The sequence below is a fragment of the Planotetraspora sp. GP83 genome (genome assembly GCF_041262585.1).
Lineage (GTDB): Bacteria > Actinomycetota > Actinomycetes > Streptosporangiales > Streptosporangiaceae > JAOEGB01.
This window is the reverse complement of the sequence record NZ_JBGCBZ010000007.1, coordinates 153,929-174,546: the sequence shown is the minus strand read 5'-3', so window position 1 is coordinate 174,546 and position 20,618 is coordinate 153,929. Positions and strand designations below refer to the sequence as shown.

Sequence of the window (20,618 nt, the reverse complement as noted above, 5' to 3'; positions counted from 1 at the left end):
CACTCATTCAAGAAATGTCAGGAAATAGCGTCAGAATGTGCTCGCGTAAAGGGCGGAAATTGAGCCGGGCCGTGCCGGGAGTGCCGATCTGCCCGCGGGTGAGGCGGGCCGTTTCCGGGTCGATGAGATGCGGTTTTCCGGCCGCTTCCGCGATGAGCTGGACCTGGCAGCAGCGGTCCATCGCCAGGAACCACCAGGCGGCCTCCTCGACCGTGCCGCCGACCGTCAGCAGACCGTGGTTCCGCATGATCACGGCCTTGGCGTCGCCCAGGGACGCGGCGACCTGCTTGCCTTCCAGGACCACGCCGCCGAACTCCTGGTGGAGCGCGTGGTCCTCGAAGAACACGCACGCGTCCTGGGTGATCGGATCAAGGAGGCGCCCGAGGGTGGCGAAGGCCCGGCCGTACACGGAGTGGCTGTGCGCGGCGGCGTGCACGTCGGGGCGGGCCGCGTGGATGGCCGAGTGGATGGCGTAGCCGGCCGGGTTGACCTTGCCCTGTCCCTCGACGACCTCGCCCGCGTGGTCGACCAGGAGCAGGTCGGCGACGGCGACGTGGGCGAAGCTGCGGCCGAACGGGTTGATCCAGAAGTGGTCGGGCCGCTCCGGGTCGCGGGCCGTGATGTGCCCGCCCGCGCCCTCGTCGAACCCGTTGACCGCGAACAGCCGGAGGGCCAGCACGAGCTGCCGCTTGACGTGCTCCGTCGTCGGGCTATCCACAGCCGCCTGCCGTGTCCGTGTCGAAGCGCCGGTCGCCGAGCGTGCGCAGCAGGTCGGCCAGGAACCAGTCGAACCGGTCGAGACCCCAGTAGCGCTCGCGTCCGACGCGGAAGTAGGGGATGCCGAAGATGTCGTCCTCATACGCCCGGAACAGGCAGTCCACGCCCCGCTCACGCAGCTCGGAGTCGTCCGGGGTCCGGGCGAGGCCGGCGCCGTCGAGGCCACAGCGGTGTTCGATGGCGGTGATGACGGCCGGGTCGCAGATGTTCTCGCCGCGGGTCCAGCGGGCCTCGGTGACCTCGGTGTAGAAGGCGGCCTCCGCGCCCAGGTCGCGGGCCTTGAGGAAGGCCAGGTGCGGGATCTCCCACCACGGGTCGATGTCGACGGGCCAGCGCATGTCCAGCTTGAGCCGCGCGGCCATCCGTTTCGTGTCGTGCAGGATGTACAGGTGCTTGGCCTTGCTCATCTGCTGGTAGTGGAACTCCCCGCCGCGCGCGGCCAGGCGGCGCTCGGTCTCGGGGTCCGGGTCCCAGAACGGGATGAACTCCACGACATCGTGCGCGTCGGGAATCTCGCGGCGGAGCCGCTCGATGGCCATCCAGCTGAACGGGCTGCGGAGGGAGAAGTGCACCCGCGGCCCGCGCCCCGGCCTCACTGGAGCGCCTTCAGCACGTCGTCGTCGAGCGTGGCGAGGGTGCCGGCGTCCGGCCCGCGGCTGATCGCGTACCCGTGCAGGATCGTGGCGGTCGCCACGTGCCGGGGCGGGTCGTCGCCACGCTGGGCGTAGCAGTCCATTCGCCCGTCGAAGGTGACGCCCCCGATGATGTCGCCGGCCGAGAAGGTGACGGTCATGGTGTCGTCCAGGTGCGCGTCGGCGAGCATCGTGATCCGCGAGCGGGACACGACGGGGATCCAGCCGCGCTCGGCGAGCAGGCGTCCGACGCCGATGCCGCGGTCGTAGAGGAAGCGGTCCACGGTGTCCTCCAGGGTCCGCGCGTACGCCGAGTGGGCGACGCGGTCGGAGAAGTGGCAGTGGAAGTAGGGGACCCGGTAGGACCAGGAGAACCCGGCGCCGGGCCGGGCCTCGGCTCCCGTGGTGGGTTCGGTGACCAGGTCCGCGAGCTCCGCGGGCGGCGGGGCGGCGGCCGGCGCGCCGGCCTCGCGGACGAGCGCCACCGTCGCCTTGGCCCGGCAGACGGACACGGTGCCGCCGTCGCGGGTGGTTGACAGTCGTACGGCGAAACGCCCCGGTTTGGTCTGCGACACCTCGGCCGAGACGACGTCGTCCACGTCCAGCACGGCCGGGAGTAGCATCGAGCAGTCGACGAGCTCCAGGCCGAGACCGCGATCGTGGTAGAGCCGGGCCGGGCCGAGCCCGCGGTCGCGGAACCAGTGCAGGACGGCTTCCTCGACCAGGTAGTCAAAGTGCTTGAATCCAACCCAGGTCCGGATATTCGCACCTTCGTACCCTGGGCGGCCGAGCCCCGGGATGAGCATGGCGGTCATGAGGTCACCTCTTTCAGAAAGGCGCGGAGATGGGCCGCGGCCACCTCGGCATGCCGTACGTGCAGGAAATGGCCGAAGCCGGGCTCCACGACGAACTCGGCGTGCGGCAGCTCCCGGCGCAGCGCGGCGGCGCGGGCCGGCCCCATCGCGTGGTCGCGATCCCCCGCGAGCACGAGTGCCGGCCCGGTCACGGCTCCCAGGTCGAGCCGTGCCGTGTGCAGGAACGCCTCGAACATCGCCATGAAGCCGATCGGCCCGATCCGGTCGCGGATCTTCGCCAGCATGGCCTCGCCCACGTCCGGCTCGACCCGGCTGAGCCGCCGGGAGAGCCGCAGTTCGAGGCTCTGGTCGATGATGCGCGAGAAGTCGGCCCGCGCCCGGTCGAAGACCGACCAGGTGACGGCCATCTCGGGCGGGCAGTAGAACGGCGCGATCAGCATGGCCGGGATGGTGACCTCGGTGAGCAGCTCGAGCACCGCGCTGGACCCCATGGAGTGTCCTACGAGCAGGTCGACGTGCGGGAACGCCCGCCGGGCCTCGGCGGTCCCGAGCAGCTCGCCGAGCACGGCCCCCGGACTTCCGTGGCGACGCCACGCGTGGTCCGACCCGGCGTTCCACGGCAGTTCGAGCGCGTGCACCCGCCACGCCGGATCGAGGTGCCGGGCGAGCGGCAGCCACGACCGCCAGTTGTCCTCCATCCCGTGGACGAGGATGACGGTCCGGCCGCCGGGCGAGCCGGGCGTGAGCTGGTGCGTCGTCGTCATGACCCGCCCACGCGGAGCGTGCGGTATCCGTCGGCGGCGTCCCCGCAGGACAGGTCCCTGGGCGGCCCGCCCGCCCTGACGTCGGCCACCGCCGCGCACACCGCGAAGACGCCCGCCGCGCCGTAACGCGCGCTGTCCGCCGGCGTGTCGGGGTGAACATCCGCGGCAGCGTCCACGGCAGGGGACGCCGGGGGCGACCCGTAGTCCCGCAACGTGACGGTGGCGGCCGCCGCGGATGTGCCTGCGCCCGCCGAGAGGATCAGGCACGCCGCGCCGCCGGTCAGCTTCTCGGCGGGTCCGGCGTGGCGCAGGCTGTGCAACGCCTGCGCGTCCTCGTCGTCGGGCTCGACGCCGACGACGACGGCCCGCCGGGCCCGGCCCCGCTGAAGCAGGGCGCCCGCGAGCCAGATCGCGTCGAACCCGGCGCCGGCGCCTGAGCACACCGTGAGGTTGGGGCCGCCGAAGCGGAACCAGATGGCGATGGCCCCCGCGATGACGTTGCTGGAGGCGCCCGGCGCGAGCATCGGGCTGACCGATCGGACGCCGTCGGCGCGCAGGCCGCGGGCGATTTCGCTGACGACCCCCACGTTTCCGAGGTTCGAGCTGACGACGACCGCGACGCCGGGGTCGGGTTCGGCCGGCGAGCGGGGGGTCTTCGGCGGCAGGTCCAGCGCCTCGTGGACGGCGCAGAGCGCCAGCAGGGTCGCGCGGTCCTTGCCGAACAGGCCCTTGCGGCCGAGCATCGCCGCCGGATCGACGTCCGCGGAGCCGGCGACGGCGGCGTGCACGTCCAGTTCGATCACGTCGCCTCCAGGAGGGTGACGGCGTTGACCCCGCCGAAGCCGAAACCGTCGATCTGGACCAGGCGCGGCCGCGCGGCGACGGGCCGGTCGCGGACCAGGTTGAGGGCCGCCGCCTCCGGCAGCGGGTCGCGCAGGCCGACGATGTGCGGCACGACGCCGGATTCCATGCAGTACGTCGCCATGACGAGGCTGAGCAGCGCCGATCCGCCGGAAGTGTGCCCGACCGCGCCCTTGATCGCCGTGACGAGCGGCGCGTGTCCGGCCATCAGCTCGGTCAGCGCCAGCGCCTCGACCGGGTCGTTCAGCTCGGTGCCGGTGCCGTGCGCGACGACCAGGTCCACTTCGCCGGGAGCGCGTCCGGCGCGGGCGAAGGCGTCGCGCATGGCCCGCAGGATTCCGGCCCGGTCCGGAGCGGTCTCGTGTCCCGCGTCGCACGACAGCCCCGTCGCCAGCACGCGCGGGCCCGGGGCCCCGGTGGTGTGGGCGTCCGGCACCAGCACGACGGCCGCCGCGCCCTCTCCGAGCAGCACACCCGTGCGGTTCCGGTCGAAGGGGCGGACCCGGGTCGTCGGTTCCGCCGCGACCCGGCCGATCATGGCCAGCATGGACGCCGTCATGGCGTCGGCGCCGGCCGCCACCACGGCGTCCGCCTCCCCCAGTTCGAGCAGATCCTGCGCGAGCGCCAAGGCGTGCCCGCCCGCGCTGCACGCCCCCGCCAGCGTCAGGGCCGGACCGAAGTGCAGCCGCTCCGCCGGGAAGCCCTCCGCCCCGGCGCCGCCGGTCGCGAACGCCTCGACGGCGGACAGCTCTCGCAGCCCCGTCCCCGCCAGGACGACCACCCGCTGCTGAGATCGGTCGATCCCGGCCTCGGCGAGCGCTTCGTCGACGCACGTGGTCAGCCACCGGCTCGCCCGGAACAGCCGTGGCCCGCCCTCGATCTCGTAGCCATGGGTGACACGGGTCTCCGCCGGGTCGTACAGCCGCAACGGGGCAGCCCCGCACGCGCCCCGCGACAGGGCCGCGAACGTGCTCGGCCCGTCCCCGAAGCAGGTCCGTACGGCAGTGGCCGCGACACGCACACTCATTCCGGCACCGTCCGGATCACGGCCGCCGCGACCGCGCCGTCGCGGGCTCGGCCGGTCACGACGGCGACGGCGTCCGCGGGGGCGTCGGCGCGCCGGTCGAGGACCGCGGCCAGGGCCAGGCCGCCGGCCGCCGCGCCGCAGTCGCCGTAACGGCCGCGCGGGCTGAGGTCGAGGGGGCGGCGACCGAGCGCCGCCTCGACCGCGCCGGCTTCGCCGTCGTCACCCTGTGGATCGCTGGGGTGATCGCCGGTGGCCATGGCCCAGACCCGCTCCGGCGAGGCCCCCGCCTGCGCCAGGGCTCGCCGTACGCAGCCGGGGAGGGCGTCGGCGCCGTCCGCGGGGGTGAAACCCGCGGCGGTGGCGAGGACCTCGGCCATGCCGGTGACCGCGCGGCGGAGGACGAACACGGTGGCGGCCTCCCCCGCCGTCACCGTCCCGCTCAGCGCCGACGACCAGGCGGTGTGCGGGGTGAATTCCTCGACCGCGCCGACGAGGACCGTGTCGGCCTGGGACTTCTCGATGGCTCGTACGGCGTACCTCATCGCCTGGAGGAAGGCGATCGGTCCGCCGGCGACGGTGGCGTTGACGCCGCGGAGGCCGTACCAGATGGCGGACTGGCCGGCGGCGCAGTTCATCACGGTGTTCGGGAACTGCATGGGGTTGACCAGGTACGGTTTGTCCTGGACCAGGGTCTCCCTGGAGAAGTCCATGGTCGAGGCGAGGCTGCCGACCGTGGTCCCGAGGACCAGGCCGACTCGGGCGGGGTCGACGGTGGTGAGGTCGACGCCGGCGTCGCGCAGGGCCTCGCCGCAGGCGACCACGGCGAGCGCGGTGGCCCGGTCGAACGTGCTGGTCCCTTTGCGGCCGAGCCGCTCGCGCACGCTGAAGCCGGCGAGCACGGGGGCGCTGTGGACGGGCAGATCGTCGTAAAGGGGGGTCGCGTCGGCATCGCCGGCGGGAGCCAGCACGGCACGACCGGTGATCATCATCGGGCGGCTCCGAAGACGGTGATGGCGTTGTTGCCACCGAAGGCGAAACCGTCGTTCTGGGCGACGCGCACGGTGGCGGGCCGGGCCACGTTGGGCACCGGGTCGATCCAGGGCAGTTCGTCGTCCTGGGTGGTCCAGTTGATCGTGGGCGGCAGGAATCCGTCGGCGATGGCCAGCGTGGTCGCGATCGCGCCGAAGCCGCTGGCGGCGCCCATGGTGTGGCCGAGCATCGACTTGATCGAGCTGACGGGGGGAATCCGCTCGCCGAACACCTGCCGTACGGCACGGGCCTCGACCAGGTCGTTGGCCGGGGTGCCGGTCCCGTGCGCGCAGATGTAGTCGATCTCGTCGGCTTTCACGTCGGCGTCCTCGTGCGCCATGCGCATGCACGCGGCGATGCTGTCCTCGTCGGGGGCGACCATGTGCCGGGCGTCGCAGTTGACGCCGTAGCCGAGGACCTCGGCGTAGACGCGGGCGCCGCGGGCCCGGGCGTGGTCGGCGTTCTCCAGCAGCAGCACGGCGCCGCCCTCGCCGGTGATGATCCCGGCCCGCCCCTTGTCGAACGGGCGGCAGGCGCCCTCGGTGAGCGCGCCGAGGCGGTGGAATCCGGCCTGCGCCCATCGGCACACCGAGTCGGCGCCCCCGGCGAACATCAGGTCGGCGTCCCCGCGCGCGACGCAGTCGAAGGCGTACCCGATGGCGTAGTTGCTGGCCGAGCAGGCCGTGGCGAGCGTGAGCACCTCGCCGGCGAGGCCTAGCTCCGTGGCGACTCCGGCGGCCAGCCGTTCGGCGGGGAACTGCCGCAGGGTGCCCGGGTCCATCGCCGCGAAGCCGCCCGCGACCTGCTGCGCCACGAGCGATTCGACGACCTGCGACTCGCCACTCGTCGTGCCGATGACGACTCCCGCGTCCGCGCACGCGTCGTCCGGCAGCCCCGCGTCGGCCGCGGCCAGCCTGGCGGCGGCCGCGGCGAGCTGTGCCGACCTGCCCCAGGCCGCGGGGCTGAGGCGGGTGAGGTAGGTCTCCGGGCGGAAGTCCTTGACCTCGCCCGCGTCGCGGTAGGGGAACCCCTCGGCGTCGAAACTCTCGATCGGCGAGATCCCGGACCGGCCCTCCCTGAGGGCGGCGCGGAAGGCCGTGACCCCGATGCCGATGCTGGACACCGGCCCGAGGCCCGTCACCACCACACGGGCGCGCAAGGTCAGTCCCGCCATCCGGCGTAACGGGCCACCACGGTGTAGACGGCCTTGAGCGACCGCATGTCGTTCAGCTCGGACTGCGGAATGTCCACTTTGTACTTCTTCTCGATCCGGGCGAGGATCTCGATCGCGCGCAGCGAGTCGGCGTCGTACTCGTCGACGAAGTCGGCCGCGTCGGCGACCTCCTCGGGTTCGAGTTCCAGCACCTCGGCGACGATCTCGCGCAGCTCTTCCAGGTGTTCGGTGTGGTCACTCATGATGGTTCCTTCCGTTGCCGTTGGTTAGGGTCAGCGCCGGGCGGACGACCGCCATCATCGAGGTGACGACGGCGACGCGGTCCGCACCGACGAAGCTCTCCCCGCTCGCGAAGGCCGCACCGTCCACCACCTGGTCGAGCCGGACCAGATGACGCACGACGTCGCCCGGCAGGACCGGCCGTTCGAACACGACGTCCTTGGCGGCGGTGAACATGGGCAGCCCGGACTCCGTGGCTCCCAGGAGCCACAGCACGGCCGCGGCCTGCCCGAACGACTCGAGGAGCAGGCTGGCGGGGTACTCGCTGCCGGGCTGGTCGCCCCGGTAACAGGGCTCGCAGCCGCTGACCGCCTTGACGGCCTCCAGACGCTCCCCGGGCGCCGCGTGCTCGATCCGGTCCAGCAGGATCATCGGGTGCCGGTGCGGGAGGATCGCCCGGATCGCATCGTGGTCGATACGGAGCTCCCCGGACCGGGGCCGGTGACTGTCGAGCCGGTCCCCCACGCCCGTAGCGGCCGTCGCGTCCGTCGCGGCCCTGGAGCCCTGCTCGTAGCGGGCGCTGACCTTGGCGGTCGTCCGACCTGTCCCGTCGGCGCAGCGCGCCCTCACCTCGAGCCCGTCGTCCGCACGCTCGATCGCCGCCTCGACGACCAGGCTGTCGCCCGCCAGCAGCGGCGCCAGGAACCGGGCCGAGCGCAGTCTGGCCAGCCGTACGGGACCGACGGCCTCGGCCACGGCCTGCTGGACGCTTTCCAGCGTGAACACGCCCGGATAGACGGTGAGCTCGGGGAAGTGGCCCGGCATGTAGGGGTCGTCGGCCGCGACCTTCTTCACGGCGCGGACCGTGCCCTCGGTCACCTCGGCGCTGTCGATCGCGCGCAGCGGTGTCGCCGTGCTCACAGGACCATCCCGCCGTCGACCTGCACGACCTGGCCGGTGATGTACGCGGCGCGGCCGGACAGCAGGAACGCGACCAGATCGGCGACGTCGGCGGGGTCGCCGAACCGGCCGAGCGGGATCCGGCCGAGGGCCTGCGTGCGCTGTTTCTCGCCGAGCTCGGCGGTCATGTCGGTGTCGATGAACCCGGGGGCGACCACGTTGACCCGGATCCCGTAGCGGGCGACCTCCTTGGCCAGCGACCTGCTGAGGCCGACGATCCCGGCCTTGGTCGCGGCGTAGTTGGTCTGGCCCGCGTTGCCGTACACACCGGCGATGGACGACAGGTTGACGATCGAACCGGTCTTGCGCTTCAGCATGCGATAGGCGACGACGTGGCAGGTGTTCCAGGTTCCGGTGAGGTTGGTGTCGACGACGTCGCCCCACTCCTGCGGCGACATGAGCACCGCTGGCCGGTCGCGGGTGATGCCCGCGTTGTTGACCAGGGCGGTCACCGGGCCGAGTGCGGTCTCGGCCGCTTTGACGAACTCCTCGACCTGGGTCACGTCACGCACGTCGCAGGGCGCGAACCAGGCGGGCACGCCCATGGACTCGACCTCGGCCCGGGTCTTGCGGGCGGCCTCGCCGTCGCTGGTCGAGCAGCCGGCGATGGCGTAGCCTTCGGCGGCCAGGCGCAGCGCCACGGCGCGGCCGATGCCGCGGGACGCTCCGGTCACCAGTGCCATCCGGTCGTCGGTCATGGCGTCCTCCAGGGATCGGCGAGGATCTCGTCGGTGTGCGCGCCGGGTTCGGGGGCGCCCGACCTGATCCGGGCGGGGGTGCGGGAGAACTTGATCGCGGGCCCGGTGAGGGGGGCCACCGTGCCGTTGGACAGCGTCGTGTCGCACAACATGCCGCGTTCGAGCACGTGCGGGTCTTTCGCCGCCTCCGCCAGATCCCGTACGCGCTGGGCGGTCAGGCCCCGCGCGTCCAGCAGAGCCTGGACCTCGTCGGCGGTCCTGGTCGCACACCACGCGCCGATGACGGCGTTGACGGCCTCGCGGTTGGCCACGCGTTCGGCGTTGGTGGCGTAGCCGGGGGCGCGGGCCAGCTCAGGCCGGTCGATGACCTGGGCGAACAGCCGCCAGTGCTTGTCGAGCGCGACGGCCAGGTAGACGTACGCGTCGTCGGCGCAGCGGAACACCCCTGCCGGGACGACCATGTCGGTCTGGTCGCCCTGCCGTCCGGGCTGAGCTCCCGCGGCGGCCAGGGTGAGGTAACCGTCGCTGGTGGCGAGCAGCGCGTCGAGGAGCGCCACGTCCACGTGCTGGCCCTCTCCGGTCGCGTCCCGGTGGCGCAGCGCGGACAGGGCGCCGATCACCGCGTAGAGGGCGGCCAGGTCGTCGGCGATGAACGTCGGGGAGCGCAGCGGCCGGCCGCCTGGTTCGCCGTTGAGCGCCATCCAGCCGGAGGCCGCCTGGATGATCGGGTCGTAGCCGGGGCGGCGCGACTGCGGGCCGTACTGACCGAATCCGGAGATCGACACGTACACCAGGCCGGGGTTGACCTCGCGGCAGCGCGCGTAGCCGAGGCCGAGTCTCGCGAGTGTGCCGGGCAGGTAGTTCTCGACCAGCACATCGACGTCCGCGACCAGCCCGAGCAGCGTGTCGGCGGCGCCTTCGGCGCGCAGGTCCAGGGCGAGGCTGCGTTTGCCGCGCTGCGTGGTCTGGCGGAACCAGGCCAGGCCGGTGCCGGGGATCTCGGGCGGGAACAGCCCTTCCCGGTTGCCCGGCATCTCGACCCGGATCACGTCCGCGCCGAGATCGGCGAGCAGCGCGGTGGCCGTCGGCCCGGCCCACACCTTGGTGACGTCGAGCACCCGCAGCCCCGTCAGCGGCCCGTCCGGCAGCGCGTCCTGGTCGAAGGCGGCCATCATGTCCTCGCCAGGATGGAGGCGGTGCCGAGCGAGCCGCCGCAGCACATGGTGACCAGGGCCATGGACAGGTCGGCGCGCTCGAGCTCGTGCAGCGCGGTGACGAGCAGGCGGGTGCCGGAGCAGCCGAGCGGATGGCCGAGGGAGATCGCGCCGCCGTTGACGTTGACCCGGTCCAGGTCGACCTTGTGCGCGTCCGCCCAGGACAGGACGACCGACGCGAACGCCTCGTTGACCTCGAACAGGTCCAGCTCCGCGATCGACATCTCCGCTTTCTCAAGGATCTTCCGGGTGGCGGCGGTGGGGCCGTCGAGCAGGTAATAGGGGTCGGCGCCGGCCACGACCTGGTGGAGGAGGCGAGCGCGCGGGCGCAGGCCGCGCGCTCGCGCGTACTCCTGCGACATCCAGAGGATCGCCGCCGCGCCGTCGGACACCTGCGAGGTCGTGCCGGCCGTGTGCAGGCCGTTCTCGACGTTGGGGGTGAGCCCGGCCAGCCCGTCCCGGGTGGTCTCGCGCAGCCCTTCGTCGCGGGTGACCCCGGCGATGGGGGTCACTTCGCGGTCGAACCTGCCCTCCGCCCAGGCGGCCGCCGCGCGGCGCTGCGAGATGACCCCGTAGTCGTCGAGGTCCGGGCGGGTGAGGCCCTGCCGGGCGGCGATCCGCTCCGCCCCGCCGAACTGGGCCTTGGGCGGGTCGTCCCAGGGGTAGTCCGCGGTCTTGTAATGTCCGGGGCCCTGGTAGAGGTTGACCCCGACGGGGACCCGGCTCATCGACTCGACGCCGCACGCGATGCCGACGTCGATCGCGTCGGCCGCGATGAGCGCGGCGATGAGGTGGTTGGCCTGCTGTGCCGAGCCGCACGAGGTGTCCACGGTGGTGCAGCCCACGCCGTAGTCGAGGCCGGTGCTCAGCCACGCGTTACGGGTGACGTTCAGGCTCTGCTCGCCCGCCTGGGTGACACAGCCGCCGATGATCTGCTCGACCTCGCTGGGGTCGATCCCGGCCCGGTTGATCACCTCGATCTGGACGTGCCGGAGGAGTTCGACCGCCTTCAGGCCGGACAGGGCGCCACCGCGCTTACCGATCGGAGTCCGGACCGCTTCGACGATGACAGGAGACCCCAACGGTCCCCTCCCCCCTATCTTGAATCTTGCATCTGGCCACGAGCCTAGCGACGTGAGTCGGAGATGAGTAGTACTTGTTTCTTGTATTTCTTCCCCATTGCTCAGGAAAAGCGGAACGCTGATACTGGCAACCATGCCTTCGCTCGCAGCGGGCCTGCCACCGAAGTTCGACGCCCGTGAACCGGCCGTGCTCGCCGACCCGTACCCCACGTACCGAGACCTGCGGGCAGCCGGGCCGCTGTGCCGGATGGGCCCGGCCAGCTACGGCGTCACCCGCTACGACGACGTCGCGGCGCTGCTGCGCGATCCCCGGCTCGGCAGCGAGTTCCCCGAGCAGTACCACCGGATGTCGGCGGGGGACGGTCCAGCCGGGCGGTTCTTCAGCCGGATCATCCTCTACCGGGACCCACCGGCACACACCCGGCTGCGCCGCCTGATCGGCAAGGCGTTCAGCCCGTCCCTGGTCCGGCGGACCCGGCCGCGCATCGAGCGCATGGTGGACGCGCTGCTCGACCCGGCGGCCGAGCGCGGCGCGTTCGACGCCGTCACCGATCTCGCGTTCCCGCTGCCGGTGATGGTGGTGTGCGCGCTGATGGGCATCCCCGAGTCGGACGACGCGCTGATCAGGCCGCTCGCCCTCGACCTGAGCCGGGCTTTCGCCGCGATCGTGGCCGAACCCGACCGCGCGGCCGCCGACGTCGCCGTCGAGGGACTCCGCGCGTACCTCGGGGACATGCTGGCGCGGCGGCGCGCCGACCCCGGCGACGACCTGCTGTCGCTGCTGCTCGCGGCCGAGGAGGACGGCGCCCGCCTGAGCCACGACGAGATCGTGGACAACGCCGTCTTCGCGTTCTTCGCGGGTTTCGAGACCACCACGAACCTGATCTCGACCGGCTGCGCGGCCCTGCTCGACCATCCTGACCAGCAGAAGCTCCTTCGCGACGATCCTGATCTCACCCCCGGGGCCGTGGAGGAGTTCCTGCGCTACGACTCCCCCATCCAGGGCGTGGCCCGGCTCGTCCGCGAGGACGTCGAGGTCGGAGGCCGCGCGATCCGGGCGGGCCGGGTGCTGGTCCTGCTGATCGGGAGCGCCAACCGCGACCCCGCCCGGTTCGACGATCCCGACGGCCTGCGTGTCGACCGGTCGCCCAACCCGCATCTGGCCTTCGGCGGCGGCACCCACCTCTGCCTGGGCGCCAGCCTGGCGCGGGTGGAGGCCGACGTCGCGTTCCGCGCGCTGCTCCGCCGGTTCGGCCCGCTGTCGCCCGGTGCCCCGCCCGTGCGGGAGACCGGGGGCACGCTGCGGTCGTACGCGTCGGTCCCGGTGACGGCGGACCCACGCTGATGCCTCTTCCGCCCCGATTCGACGTCCTCGACCCGGCCGTGATCGCCGACCCGTACCCGGTGTACCGCGAGTTGCGGGCGGGTGGGCGGCTGTGCCGGGTCAGCCCCGCGAGCTGGGGGGTCACCCGGCACGCCGACGTGGCCGCGCTGCTGCGCGACCGGCGGCTGGGCAACGAGTTCCCGCGCGAGGACCCGCAGTTCCAGATGGACGCCAACCTGGCCGGCGAGGTGTTCGGCCGGATCATCCCGACCATGTCCGTGGCCGATCACAGCCGCGTGCACACGGTCATGGTGCGCGCCTTCAGCCCGGGGACGGCCCGGCGGATGCGCGAGCGGATCGGCCTTCTCACCGACGAGTTGCTGGAATCCGGCCTCGACACCGGCGAACTCGACGCGGTCGCCGGCCTGGCGTTCCCGCTGGCGCTGAGCGTGGTGTGCGAGCTGATCGGCATCCCCGGCGGCGCGCGGGCCGAGATCTGGCCCAGGTCGGCCGCTCTCGGCAAGGCGTTCACTCCGTTCCTGCCCGAGGGCGACCGGGCCGAGGCGGACGCCGCGCTCGCGTGGCTGCGCGCGTACGTGGAGGACCTGCTCGACACGCGCCGCCCCGACCCCGGCGGCGACCTGCTCGCGCGGCTGCTGCACGCCGGCGGCGAACGCGAGGAGATCGTCGACAACGTGGTGTTCCTGTGTTTCACCGGCTACGAGACCACGATGAACATGGTCAGCACCGGCTGCGCCGCCCTGGCCCGGCAGCCGGAGGAGTGGCGCCGGCTGCGCGACCGGCCCGAGCTGGCCACGACGGCCGCCGAGGAGTTCGTCCGGTTCGACGCGCCGATCCAGTACACGGCCCGGCTGGCACTCGAACCGATCGAGATCGGCGACCGGGTGATCCGCCCCGGCCGGACCGTGCTGCTGCTGCTCGGCTGCGCCAATCACGACGAGTCGGTGTTCGACCGTCCCGAACGCGTCGACATCGGCCGCACCCCCAACCCGCACGTGGGTTTCGGCGGCGGCGTCCGCGGCTGCCTGGGGGCCGCGCTCGCCCGGGTCGAGGGCGGCGAGGTCTTCCGGCGGCTCGCCGCGCGATTCTCGCGTCTGGAACCGGCCGGCGAGCCGGTCCGGCTCCCGAGCGCCCTGTTCCGCGCGTACGCGACGATCCCGCTCGCGGTCAAGCCGTGATCGGCGCCCTGCTGCCGGACAAGGTCGCGACCGCGTGGCTCGATGACTTCACTCTCGCCGGCCTCCCGCTGCCGGAGGAGAGCGCGGCCCCGCCGGACGGGCGCCCACCGGGGGCGTCGCGTGCTCTGGAGTTCCGGGCCGGGCGGCACTGCGCGCGGACGGCGCTGACCCGGCTCGGGGTCGCCCCCGCCCCGGTGCCGCGCGGTCCCGACCGGGCCCCGCGCTGGCCGGAGGGCGTGGTGGGCTCGATCACGCACTGCCGCGGCTACTGCGCGGCGGCCGTGGCCCGCTCCTCCGCGTTCACCGCGATCGGCATCGACGCGGAGCCCGACGAGCCCCTGCCCAGCGTGGTCCTGCGCCGGATCGCGCTCCCCGCCGAGCTCCGCGCCCTTCCCACGGGGGCCGCCTGGGGCCGCCTGCTGTTCTCCGCGAAGGAGAGCGTCTACAAGGTGTGGGCGCCCGCCACCGGCAGGTGGCTCGGCTTCGACGAGGCCGAGGTCCGGTTCGACCCGCCCGCCGGGCGGTTCGAGGCCTCTGTGCTCGTGCCGCCGTTCCCCACCTATTCGGGGCGGTTCCTGGTGTCGTCAGGGCTGGCGTTGACCGCGATAGCCGTACAGGAGGTTGAGAAGGATGAGCCTGATCGGGCAGCCGGTGCGGCGGGTGGAGGATCGGCGGTTGCTGACCTCGGGGGGAACGTACACGCCTGATCTCGCGGAGCCCGGGTGCCTGCATCTGGTGCTCGTGCGGTCGGCGCGGGCGCACGCCCGGGTGAGCGTCGGCACGGCCCGCGCGGAGGCGCTCGGCGGGGTGGTCGCGGTGCTGACCGGCGACGACGTGGACGTGCCGCCGGTGCCGCCCGAGGTCGGGACGATCAACCAGGCCATGCCGCAGCCGCTGCTGGCCGGGCAGGTCGTCCGCTACGTGGGGGAGCCGGTCGCGGCCGTGGTCGCCACCACCGCGGCGGTCGCGGCGGACGCCGCGGCGCTGGTCGAGGTGGGCTACGAGGACCTTCCGGTCGTGGTCGACCCGGCCGAGTCGGCCGGCGGCGGAGTCCTCCTGCACCCGGACGCGGGGACGAACGTCGCGCTCAAGCTGACCTTCGCGCGGCCGCCCGGGCGGGCCGACATCTTCGCCGGCTGCGAGGTCGTGGTCAGCCTGCGCATGGTCAACCAGCGGCTGTCGGCCGCGCCGCTCGAAACGCGGGGCGGGGTGGCGCGCTGGGACGACGGACGCCTGACCTACCGGGCGGGGGGCCAGGCGGCGCATCTGTGGCGGGAGAAGCTGGCCGCCGCCCTGGGCGTCGCCGAGGAGTCGGTACGCGTCGTGACCCCGGACGTCGGCGGCGCGTTCGGGGCGAAGGCGTTCCCGGGCCTTGAGGACATCCTCACCGCCTGGGCCGCCCGGCGGCTCGGCCGGCCCGTGCGGTGGACCGAGACCAGAAGCGAGAACCTGGTGGCGGGCGGGCACGGCCGGGCCCAGGTGCAGGAGGCCACGCTCGGGGGGACGCGGGACGGGCGGTTGCTGGCCTACCAGCTCAATGTGCTGCAGGACGTCGGCGCGTACCCCAGGATCGCGGCGGTCCTGCCGTTCTGGACGCGCACCATGCTGACCGGTCCCTACCGGATCGCCAAGGCCAGGTTCACCGCGCAGTGCGTGGTGACCAACACCGCGCCGGTCGGGTCCTACCGTGGGGCGGGCCAGCCGGAGGCGGTCGCGGCGCTGGAGCGTATGGTCGACAGGTTCGCCGCCGAGATCGGCTGCGACCCGGCCGAGCTGCGGCGGCGCAACCTGATCGACGAGTTCCCGCACACGGCGCTGACCAGGGCCGCCTACGACAGCGGCGACTACCACGCGCTGCTCGACCGGCTGCTGGCCGCCTCCGGATACGCCGGGCTGCGCGCCGAGCAGGCCAGGCGCCGGGAGAGTGGCCACCCCCTGCAGCTCGGCGTGGGCCTGTCGGTCTTCGCCGAGATGACCGGCGCGGACGCCCGTCCCGAGCACGCCACCGCCGCCTGGGACGGCACGCGCTTCGAGGTGTGGGCCGGCACCGGCTGCACCGGGCAGGGCCACGAGACCAGCTGGGCCATGCTCGCCGCCGACGTCCTCGGCGTCCCGGTCGACCTGGTCGACGTACGGCAGGGCGACACGGACGCGCTCACGGCCGGAGGCGGCACCGGCGGCTCCCGTTCGCTGCAGACCGGCGGCCTGGCCGTCCGCGCGGCCGCGCTCGCCCTCCTGGACCAGGCCCGCGAGCACCTGCCGTGGGCGGAGGTGCCGCCTATGCGGGCGGAAGCCACCTACACCCCCTCCGGAGGGACCTGCTCCTCGGGAGCTCATCTCGCGGTGGTCGAGGTGGACACCGAAACCGGGCGCGTGCGCGTCCGCAGGATCGTCGCCGTGGACGACGCGGGCACGATTCTCAACCCACTGCTCGCGGAGGGGCAGATCCACGGCGGGCTGGCGCAGGGGGTCGGGCAGGCCCTCACCGAGGAGGTCTCCTACGCCGGCGACGGGCGGCCGCTCCACCCCACACTTGCCCACTACGCCTTCATCACCGCCGCCGAGCTGCCGTCCTTCGAAACCGTCACCCTGGAGACCCCGGCCCCGGGCAACCCGCTGGGGGTGAAGGGGCTCGGAGAGTCGGGCGCGGTGGGCGTGCCACCCGCCGTGCAGAACGCCGTGGTGGACGCCCTGGCCCACCTCGGTGTACGGCACCTGGACATGCCCGCGACCCCTGAGAAGGTCTGGCGCTCACTCCAACGCTCACTCGAAGCCGGCACGTAACGCGGGCTTGTCCACCTTTCCCACTCCGGTGTACGGCAGCGCGCCCACGAACCTGACGTTGTCGGGACGTTTGTAGTCGGCGAGGCCGCGCTCGGTCAGGAAGTCCCGGAGCTCGGCCGGCGTGGGCTGTTCACCCGGCGCGGCGACGACCACGGCGCAGGTCTTCTCGCCCAGCGTGGGGTCGGGGACCGCGATCACGGCGACGTCCTTCACGGCGGGGTGGGCCAGCAGGTGCTCCTCGACCTCGGCCGCGGGAACCTTCTCACCGCCCCGGTTGACGACGTCCTTGATCCGGCCCTCGACCACGAGCTCCCCTCCGGGCGTGCGCCTGACCAGGTCGCCGGTGCGCAGGAACCCGTCGGGCGTGAACGCGCGCGCGTTGTAGTCGGGCGCGCGGTAGTAGCCGCGCAGCGTGCACGGGCCCTGGACGATCAGCTCGCCGACCACCCCGTCGGGGACGTCCCGGTCCTCGTCGTCGACGATCCTCAGCTCGTCGTCGGGGCACAGCGGGGTGCCCTGCGTCCGCACGGGCAGCTCGGACGGGTCGCCGGGCCGGGTGAAGCAGAGCACGCCCTCGGCCATGCCGAACCAGTGGGTGAGGGTCGCTCCCAGCTCGGGGCGCACGCGTTCGGCGACGTGGGGAGGGAGTTGCGCGCCACCGACCTCGATGGTCAGGCCGGACAGGTCGGTCTCGTACAGCTCGGCCAGCTCCATCCACAGCGGCAGGAACGCGGGCATCAGCGTGGTCAGCGTCACCCCCTCACGGGCGATCAGCGGGAACACCTCGTCGGGGCTCGGGCTCGACGCCAGCACGGCGGTGCCGCCCGCGCGCAGCGCGCCCAGCACGCCGGGGCAGCCGAGGGCGGCGTTGTGCGCGGCGGGCAGCGCGGCCAGATAGACCCCGTCCGCGCCGAACCCCATGGCCTCGGCCGTGGCGCGAAGCTGGAACGCGTAGTCGTCGTGGGTCCTGGGGATCAGCTTCGGCAGGCCGGTCGTGCCCCCGGACAGCAGGAAGAACGCGGCGTCGCCGGGGTCGGGCGCGGGCAGGTCCCGCGGCTCCCCGGTGACCTCCTCGAACGGCGTGTACGGCCCGGCGTCTCCGATGACGATCACCTGCTTCAGGTGCGGCGTGCCGACCTCGGCCGCCAGCTCCCGGAAGTCGAAGCCGCCGAGCGCGTCGGGGCAGATGTAGGCGACGGCCTCGGTGTGCTCGCACAGATAGCCGATCTCGCTGCGCCGGTGCGCGGGCAGCGCGAGCACGGGCGGCGCGCCGAGCCGGAACAGGGACAGGCACGTCACCACGAACTCGATCGAATTCGGCAGTTGCACGACGACCCGGTCCCCCGCCCGCACGCCGAGATCGGCGAGCCCGGCGGCGAGCCGGTCGGCCCAGTCGTCGAGCTGCCCGTAGGTGTACCGGCCCCCGGCGGTCACGACCGCGGTCCTGGCGGGGTCGGCCCCACGGGTGAGGTCGCCGAGGACCTCGCCTCGCCAGTATCCCTTCGCGCGGTAGCGCTGCGCCAGATTCTCGGGCCAGGGGACACATCCGGGCAGCATCAGGCCTCCAAAAGAGAAGAGATACAAGCTAGTGTCTCTCCTGAATTCAAACACAAGATACGAGTAAGGGTCAGATGCCTCCCCGTATCGACATCCAGGCGATCACCGAGCTGACCGAACTGGCCGACTACATCGTCCCCTTCACGTTGCGGGTCGTCTGCGACCTGGGCGTGGCCGACCACCTGGCCGCGGGTCCCCGTACGGCCGACGAACTCGCGGCGGCGGTCGGCGCGCACCCGGGCGCGCTCACCCGCGCGCTGCGCGCCCTCAGCTCGCACGGGATCTTCGCGGAGACCGATCCCGGGGTCTTCACGCTGACCGCGCTGGCCGAGCCGCTGCGCACCGACCACCCGCTGTCGCTGCGCGCCGCCTATCCCCTGCTGCCCGCCGACATCCACGCCCTCGGACAGCTCACCACCGCGCTGCGCACCGGCCGTCCCGCTTACGGCGCGGCCTACTGGGACCATCTCGCGGCCGACCCGGCGCAGAGCCTCGCCGTGGACCGGTGGATGGCCGGCCTCAACGGCATCCACCTGCGCACGGTCATGCCGGCCTACGACTGGCCGGCGGTCACGACGGTGGTCGACGTGGGCGGCGGCAACGGCGCGTTCCTCGCCGGGCTGCTGGCCCGCTTCCCCGCTCTGCGCGGCGTGCTGTTCGACCTTCCCCACGTGGTGCGGCACGCGGTGGCCGGCGGCGACCGCCTCCAGGTGGTCGCCGGCAGCTTCTTCGACACCGTGCCGCCCGGCGGCGACCTGTACGTCCTGAAGACCGTCCTGCCCGGCTGGGACGACGAGCATGCGGAGAGGATCCTCCGCAACGTCAGGACGGCCGGCGCGCGGGTGCTCCTGCTTGAGGCCGTCATCGCCCAGGGTGACGGCTCCGACGTGGCGAAACTCGTCGACGTGCACACCCTCGCCGTGACCGGCGGGCGGCACCGCGACAGCGCGGAGCTCGCGCACCTGCTGGACCGCGCCGGATTCAGACTGACGCGGATCACCCCTACGGCCACGCTCACGCTCGTGGAAGGAGAACCAGTATGACGGGACGTCCCCGGGTGGACATCGAGTCGGTGTTCCGGCTTACGGAACTGGCCGACTACATCATCCCCTTCACCATCCGCGCCGTCTGCGACCTCGGAGTCGCCGACCACCTGACCGAGGGGCCCCGCACGGTGCAGGACCTGGCGGCCGCCACCGGGTCGCACGCGCCCTCGCTGCACCGGGCGTTGCGGGCCCTGGCGTCCAAGGGGATCTTCACGGAGACCGCTCCCGGCCTGTTCGACCTGACGCCGCGCGCCCAGCCGCTGCGCTCCGACCATCCGGTCTCGCTGCGAGACGCCTACCCGTTGCTCATCCCCGACGTGGAGGCGTGGGCCAGGTTCGACCACAGCATCCGCACCGGCGAGGCGGCCTTCGACCAGGTCTACGGCGAGGACTACTGGTCCTACATGGCCGCGAACCCGGAGGACAGCGCCGCGTTCGACGCCTCCCAGCAGGCGGCGACCCGGCTGGAGCTGCGCACGAGCCTGCCCGCCTATGACTGGAAGGCGTTCAAGACGCTGGTCGACGTGGGAGGCGGCAACGGCGCGTTCCTCGGCGGCATCCTGGCCCGGTTCCCCAGCCTGCACGGGACGATCTTCGATCTGCCGCACGTGGTCGCCGGGGCGCCCAAGCGGCTGGCCGAGTACGCCGTGACCGAGCGCTGCGCGTGTGTCGGCGGCAGCTTCCTGACCGACCCGGTGCCCGCCGGGGCCGACGCCTACCTGCTGAAGCGGATCCTCTACGGGTGGGACGACGAGCGGGCCGTGGTGCTGCTGCGCGCGGTCGCCACCGCCATGCGCCCTGACAGCCGCCTGCTCATCCTGGAGCCGGTGGTACGGCCCGGCAACCACTTCGACGTGGGCAAACTCTACGACCTGCTGCTGCTGTGCATGGTCGGGGGCGGCGCGCGCACCGAAGAGCACATCTGCGAGTTGCTGGAGCGGGCCGGGCTCCGGCTTGAGCGGACCGTGCCCACGATGATGTTCCCGATCCTGGAGGTCGTGCGATGCGCGTGAGCCTCGACAGGAAGGTGTGCGAGGGCCACTCCGTCTGCGTCGGCCTGGTCCCCGAGCTGTTCGACGTGTCGGACGACGACGACCGGGTCATGCTGGTGGCGGGCGACGAGGTGCCCGCGGGGCTGGAGACCCGCGTGCTGTCCGCCGTCGCCCGCTGCCCGAAACAGGTCCTCTCGGTGGCCGACTAGGCGCGTGATCATGCAGGGTTTCCCGGGAAGCCCCGTGACGTGGGGTTTCGCGAATCGTGATCATGCATGGACTCCGCCGTACATGGTCTGATCAGGGCCGGCGCTGTTCGTGATCATGCGATGTCCGTCCGGCGACCCCACCCTCGACATTGCATGATCACGCCGTGCGAAACACCAGGCAGAGCGGCGGGTGCCGGAACACGTGCGTGATCACGCGGCGCAAGACGTGAGGCAGGACGGAGCCTCCGGGAACGC

Annotated in this window: 21 protein-coding genes; 7 read left to right on the top strand and 14 right to left on the bottom strand. The window is 72.8% G+C overall.

All coding sequences use genetic code 11. The annotated features are described in order from the left end of the window. Nucleotides 1-7: 7 nt before the first annotated feature. Genes ABH927_RS12670 through ABH927_RS12610 form a run of 13 tightly spaced genes read right to left on the bottom strand, consistent with a single transcriptional unit; the run spans nucleotide 8 to nucleotide 11,252 of the window. Nucleotides 8-718: a class II aldolase/adducin family protein gene (locus ABH927_RS12670; RefSeq protein ID WP_370021093.1), complete on the bottom strand. Its 711-nt coding sequence runs from the start codon at nucleotides 716-718 to the stop codon at nucleotides 8-10. Continuing rightward, nucleotides 711-1,373, bottom strand: coding sequence for a 2-hydroxychromene-2-carboxylate isomerase (locus ABH927_RS12665; protein WP_370021091.1), 663 nt, complete (start codon nucleotides 1,371-1,373; stop codon nucleotides 711-713). Before ABH927_RS12665 ends, ABH927_RS12670 begins: the two co-directional genes overlap by 8 nt. Further along, a complete protein-coding gene (locus tag ABH927_RS12660) occupies nucleotides 1,370-2,224 on the bottom strand; it encodes an acyl-CoA thioesterase (protein ID WP_370021089.1) in 855 nt (284 codons plus the stop codon). Before ABH927_RS12660 ends, ABH927_RS12665 begins: the two co-directional genes overlap by 4 nt. Continuing rightward, nucleotides 2,221-2,988, bottom strand: a complete 768-nt coding sequence (locus tag ABH927_RS12655; RefSeq protein ID WP_370021087.1) for an alpha/beta fold hydrolase — start codon at nucleotides 2,986-2,988, stop codon at nucleotides 2,221-2,223. Before ABH927_RS12655 ends, ABH927_RS12660 begins: the two co-directional genes overlap by 4 nt. Further along, nucleotides 2,985-3,791: a beta-ketoacyl synthase N-terminal-like domain-containing protein gene (locus ABH927_RS12650; RefSeq protein ID WP_370021085.1), complete on the bottom strand. Its 807-nt coding sequence runs from the start codon at nucleotides 3,789-3,791 to the stop codon at nucleotides 2,985-2,987. The genes ABH927_RS12655 and ABH927_RS12650 overlap by 4 nt, the downstream gene beginning before the upstream one ends. After that, complete coding sequence (locus ABH927_RS12645) at nucleotides 3,788-4,876, bottom strand: beta-ketoacyl synthase N-terminal-like domain-containing protein (RefSeq protein WP_370021083.1); 1,089 nt, start codon at nucleotides 4,874-4,876, stop codon at nucleotides 3,788-3,790. The genes ABH927_RS12650 and ABH927_RS12645 overlap by 4 nt, the downstream gene beginning before the upstream one ends. Further along, entirely contained in the window at nucleotides 4,873-5,865 is a 993-nt protein-coding gene (locus ABH927_RS12640; RefSeq protein ID WP_370021082.1) for a beta-ketoacyl synthase N-terminal-like domain-containing protein, read from the bottom strand. The genes ABH927_RS12645 and ABH927_RS12640 overlap by 4 nt, the downstream gene beginning before the upstream one ends. Further along, the gene (locus ABH927_RS12635; protein WP_370021080.1) at nucleotides 5,862-7,079 is read right to left on the bottom strand and encodes a beta-ketoacyl synthase; all 1,218 of its coding nucleotides are present in this window, start codon (nucleotides 7,077-7,079) and stop codon (nucleotides 5,862-5,864) included. Before ABH927_RS12635 ends, ABH927_RS12640 begins: the two co-directional genes overlap by 4 nt. Continuing rightward, entirely contained in the window at nucleotides 7,067-7,321 is a 255-nt protein-coding gene (locus ABH927_RS12630; protein WP_370021078.1) for an acyl carrier protein, read from the bottom strand. The genes ABH927_RS12635 and ABH927_RS12630 overlap by 13 nt, the downstream gene beginning before the upstream one ends. After that, nucleotides 7,314-8,219: a hypothetical protein gene (locus ABH927_RS12625; RefSeq protein ID WP_370021076.1), complete on the bottom strand. Its 906-nt coding sequence runs from the start codon at nucleotides 8,217-8,219 to the stop codon at nucleotides 7,314-7,316. Before ABH927_RS12625 ends, ABH927_RS12630 begins: the two co-directional genes overlap by 8 nt. Continuing rightward, complete coding sequence (gene fabG / locus ABH927_RS12620) at nucleotides 8,216-8,956, bottom strand: 3-oxoacyl-[acyl-carrier-protein] reductase (protein WP_370021074.1); 741 nt, start codon at nucleotides 8,954-8,956, stop codon at nucleotides 8,216-8,218. The genes ABH927_RS12625 and fabG overlap by 4 nt, the downstream gene beginning before the upstream one ends. Then, nucleotides 8,953-10,131, bottom strand: a complete 1,179-nt coding sequence (locus ABH927_RS12615) for a CaiB/BaiF CoA transferase family protein (RefSeq protein WP_370021072.1) — start codon at nucleotides 10,129-10,131, stop codon at nucleotides 8,953-8,955. The genes fabG and ABH927_RS12615 overlap by 4 nt, the downstream gene beginning before the upstream one ends. Further along, on the bottom strand, nucleotides 10,128-11,252 hold the full coding sequence (locus ABH927_RS12610) for a steroid 3-ketoacyl-CoA thiolase (protein WP_370021070.1): 1,125 nt from the start codon (nucleotides 11,250-11,252) through the stop codon (nucleotides 10,128-10,130). Before ABH927_RS12610 ends, ABH927_RS12615 begins: the two co-directional genes overlap by 4 nt. Before the next feature lie 133 nt (nucleotides 11,253-11,385). Between ABH927_RS12610 and ABH927_RS12605 the strand changes: the two genes are divergently transcribed. The 4 genes from ABH927_RS12605 to ABH927_RS12590 are packed head-to-tail and all read left to right on the top strand — an operon-like array spanning nucleotide 11,386 to nucleotide 16,559. Continuing rightward, the gene (locus tag ABH927_RS12605) at nucleotides 11,386-12,597 is read left to right on the top strand and encodes a cytochrome P450 (RefSeq protein ID WP_370021068.1); all 1,212 of its coding nucleotides are present in this window, start codon (nucleotides 11,386-11,388) and stop codon (nucleotides 12,595-12,597) included. After that, nucleotides 12,597-13,775, top strand: coding sequence for a cytochrome P450 (locus tag ABH927_RS12600; RefSeq protein WP_370021066.1), 1,179 nt, complete (start codon nucleotides 12,597-12,599; stop codon nucleotides 13,773-13,775). The genes ABH927_RS12605 and ABH927_RS12600 overlap by 1 nt, the downstream gene beginning before the upstream one ends. Beyond that, on the top strand, nucleotides 13,772-14,482 hold the full coding sequence (locus ABH927_RS12595) for a 4'-phosphopantetheinyl transferase (RefSeq protein WP_370021064.1): 711 nt from the start codon (nucleotides 13,772-13,774) through the stop codon (nucleotides 14,480-14,482). Before ABH927_RS12600 ends, ABH927_RS12595 begins: the two co-directional genes overlap by 4 nt. Continuing rightward, entirely contained in the window at nucleotides 14,406-16,559 is a 2,154-nt protein-coding gene (locus tag ABH927_RS12590; RefSeq protein WP_370021062.1) for a xanthine dehydrogenase family protein molybdopterin-binding subunit, read from the top strand. The genes ABH927_RS12595 and ABH927_RS12590 overlap by 77 nt, the downstream gene beginning before the upstream one ends. Here the strand turns inward: ABH927_RS12590 and ABH927_RS12585 are convergent. After that, nucleotides 16,539-18,116: a (2,3-dihydroxybenzoyl)adenylate synthase gene (locus ABH927_RS12585; RefSeq protein ID WP_370021060.1), complete on the bottom strand. Its 1,578-nt coding sequence runs from the start codon at nucleotides 18,114-18,116 to the stop codon at nucleotides 16,539-16,541. The genes ABH927_RS12590 and ABH927_RS12585 overlap by 21 nt on opposite strands. 74 nt (nucleotides 18,117-18,190) lie before the next feature. On the opposite strand from ABH927_RS12585, the gene ABH927_RS12580 reads away from it, so the two are divergent. From ABH927_RS12580 to ABH927_RS12570, 3 genes are read left to right on the top strand one after another with little or no spacing between them, the layout of a single operon-like run. Beyond that, nucleotides 18,191-19,159, top strand: coding sequence for a methyltransferase (locus tag ABH927_RS12580; RefSeq protein WP_370021058.1), 969 nt, complete (start codon nucleotides 18,191-18,193; stop codon nucleotides 19,157-19,159). Then, nucleotides 19,156-20,175: a methyltransferase gene (locus ABH927_RS12575; protein WP_370021056.1), complete on the top strand. Its 1,020-nt coding sequence runs from the start codon at nucleotides 19,156-19,158 to the stop codon at nucleotides 20,173-20,175. Before ABH927_RS12580 ends, ABH927_RS12575 begins: the two co-directional genes overlap by 4 nt. Continuing rightward, nucleotides 20,172-20,363 carry a ferredoxin gene (locus ABH927_RS12570; RefSeq protein WP_370021055.1) on the top strand — a complete coding sequence of 64 codons (192 nt, stop codon included), beginning with the start codon at nucleotides 20,172-20,174 and terminating at the stop codon, nucleotides 20,361-20,363. The genes ABH927_RS12575 and ABH927_RS12570 overlap by 4 nt, the downstream gene beginning before the upstream one ends. The last annotated feature ends 255 nt before the right edge of the window (nucleotides 20,364-20,618 follow it).

Bases quoted from the DNA above. Each gene is read 5' to 3' on its own strand.
- ABH927_RS12660 (WP_370021089.1), bottom strand. From the start codon at position 2,224: ATGACCGCCATGCTCATCCCGGGGCTCGGCCGCCCAGGGTACGAAGGT.
- ABH927_RS12640 (WP_370021082.1), bottom strand. From the start codon at position 5,865: ATGATGATCACCGGTCGTGCCGTGCTGGCTCCCGCCGGCGATGCCGAC.
- ABH927_RS12600 (WP_370021066.1), top strand. From the start codon at position 12,597: ATGCCTCTTCCGCCCCGATTCGACGTCCTCGACCCGGCCGTGATCGCC.
- ABH927_RS12590 (WP_370021062.1), top strand. From the start codon at position 14,406: ATGAGCCTGATCGGGCAGCCGGTGCGGCGGGTGGAGGATCGGCGGTTG.
- fabG (WP_370021074.1), bottom strand. From the start codon at position 8,956: ATGACCGACGACCGGATGGCACTGGTGACCGGAGCGTCCCGCGGCATC.
- ABH927_RS12645 (WP_370021083.1), bottom strand. From the start codon at position 4,876: ATGAGTGTGCGTGTCGCGGCCACTGCCGTACGGACCTGCTTCGGGGAC.
- ABH927_RS12630 (WP_370021078.1), bottom strand. From the start codon at position 7,321: ATGAGTGACCACACCGAACACCTGGAAGAGCTGCGCGAGATCGTCGCC.
- ABH927_RS12635 (WP_370021080.1), bottom strand. From the start codon at position 7,079: ATGGCGGGACTGACCTTGCGCGCCCGTGTGGTGGTGACGGGCCTCGGG.
- ABH927_RS12575 (WP_370021056.1), top strand. From the start codon at position 19,156: ATGACGGGACGTCCCCGGGTGGACATCGAGTCGGTGTTCCGGCTTACG.
- ABH927_RS12655 (WP_370021087.1), bottom strand. From the start codon at position 2,988: ATGACGACGACGCACCAGCTCACGCCCGGCTCGCCCGGCGGCCGGACC.
- ABH927_RS12615 (WP_370021072.1), bottom strand. From the start codon at position 10,131: ATGATGGCCGCCTTCGACCAGGACGCGCTGCCGGACGGGCCGCTGACG.
- ABH927_RS12580 (WP_370021058.1), top strand. From the start codon at position 18,191: ATGCCTCCCCGTATCGACATCCAGGCGATCACCGAGCTGACCGAACTG.
- ABH927_RS12605 (WP_370021068.1), top strand. From the start codon at position 11,386: ATGCCTTCGCTCGCAGCGGGCCTGCCACCGAAGTTCGACGCCCGTGAA.
- ABH927_RS12585 (WP_370021060.1), bottom strand. From the start codon at position 18,116: ATGCTGCCCGGATGTGTCCCCTGGCCCGAGAATCTGGCGCAGCGCTAC.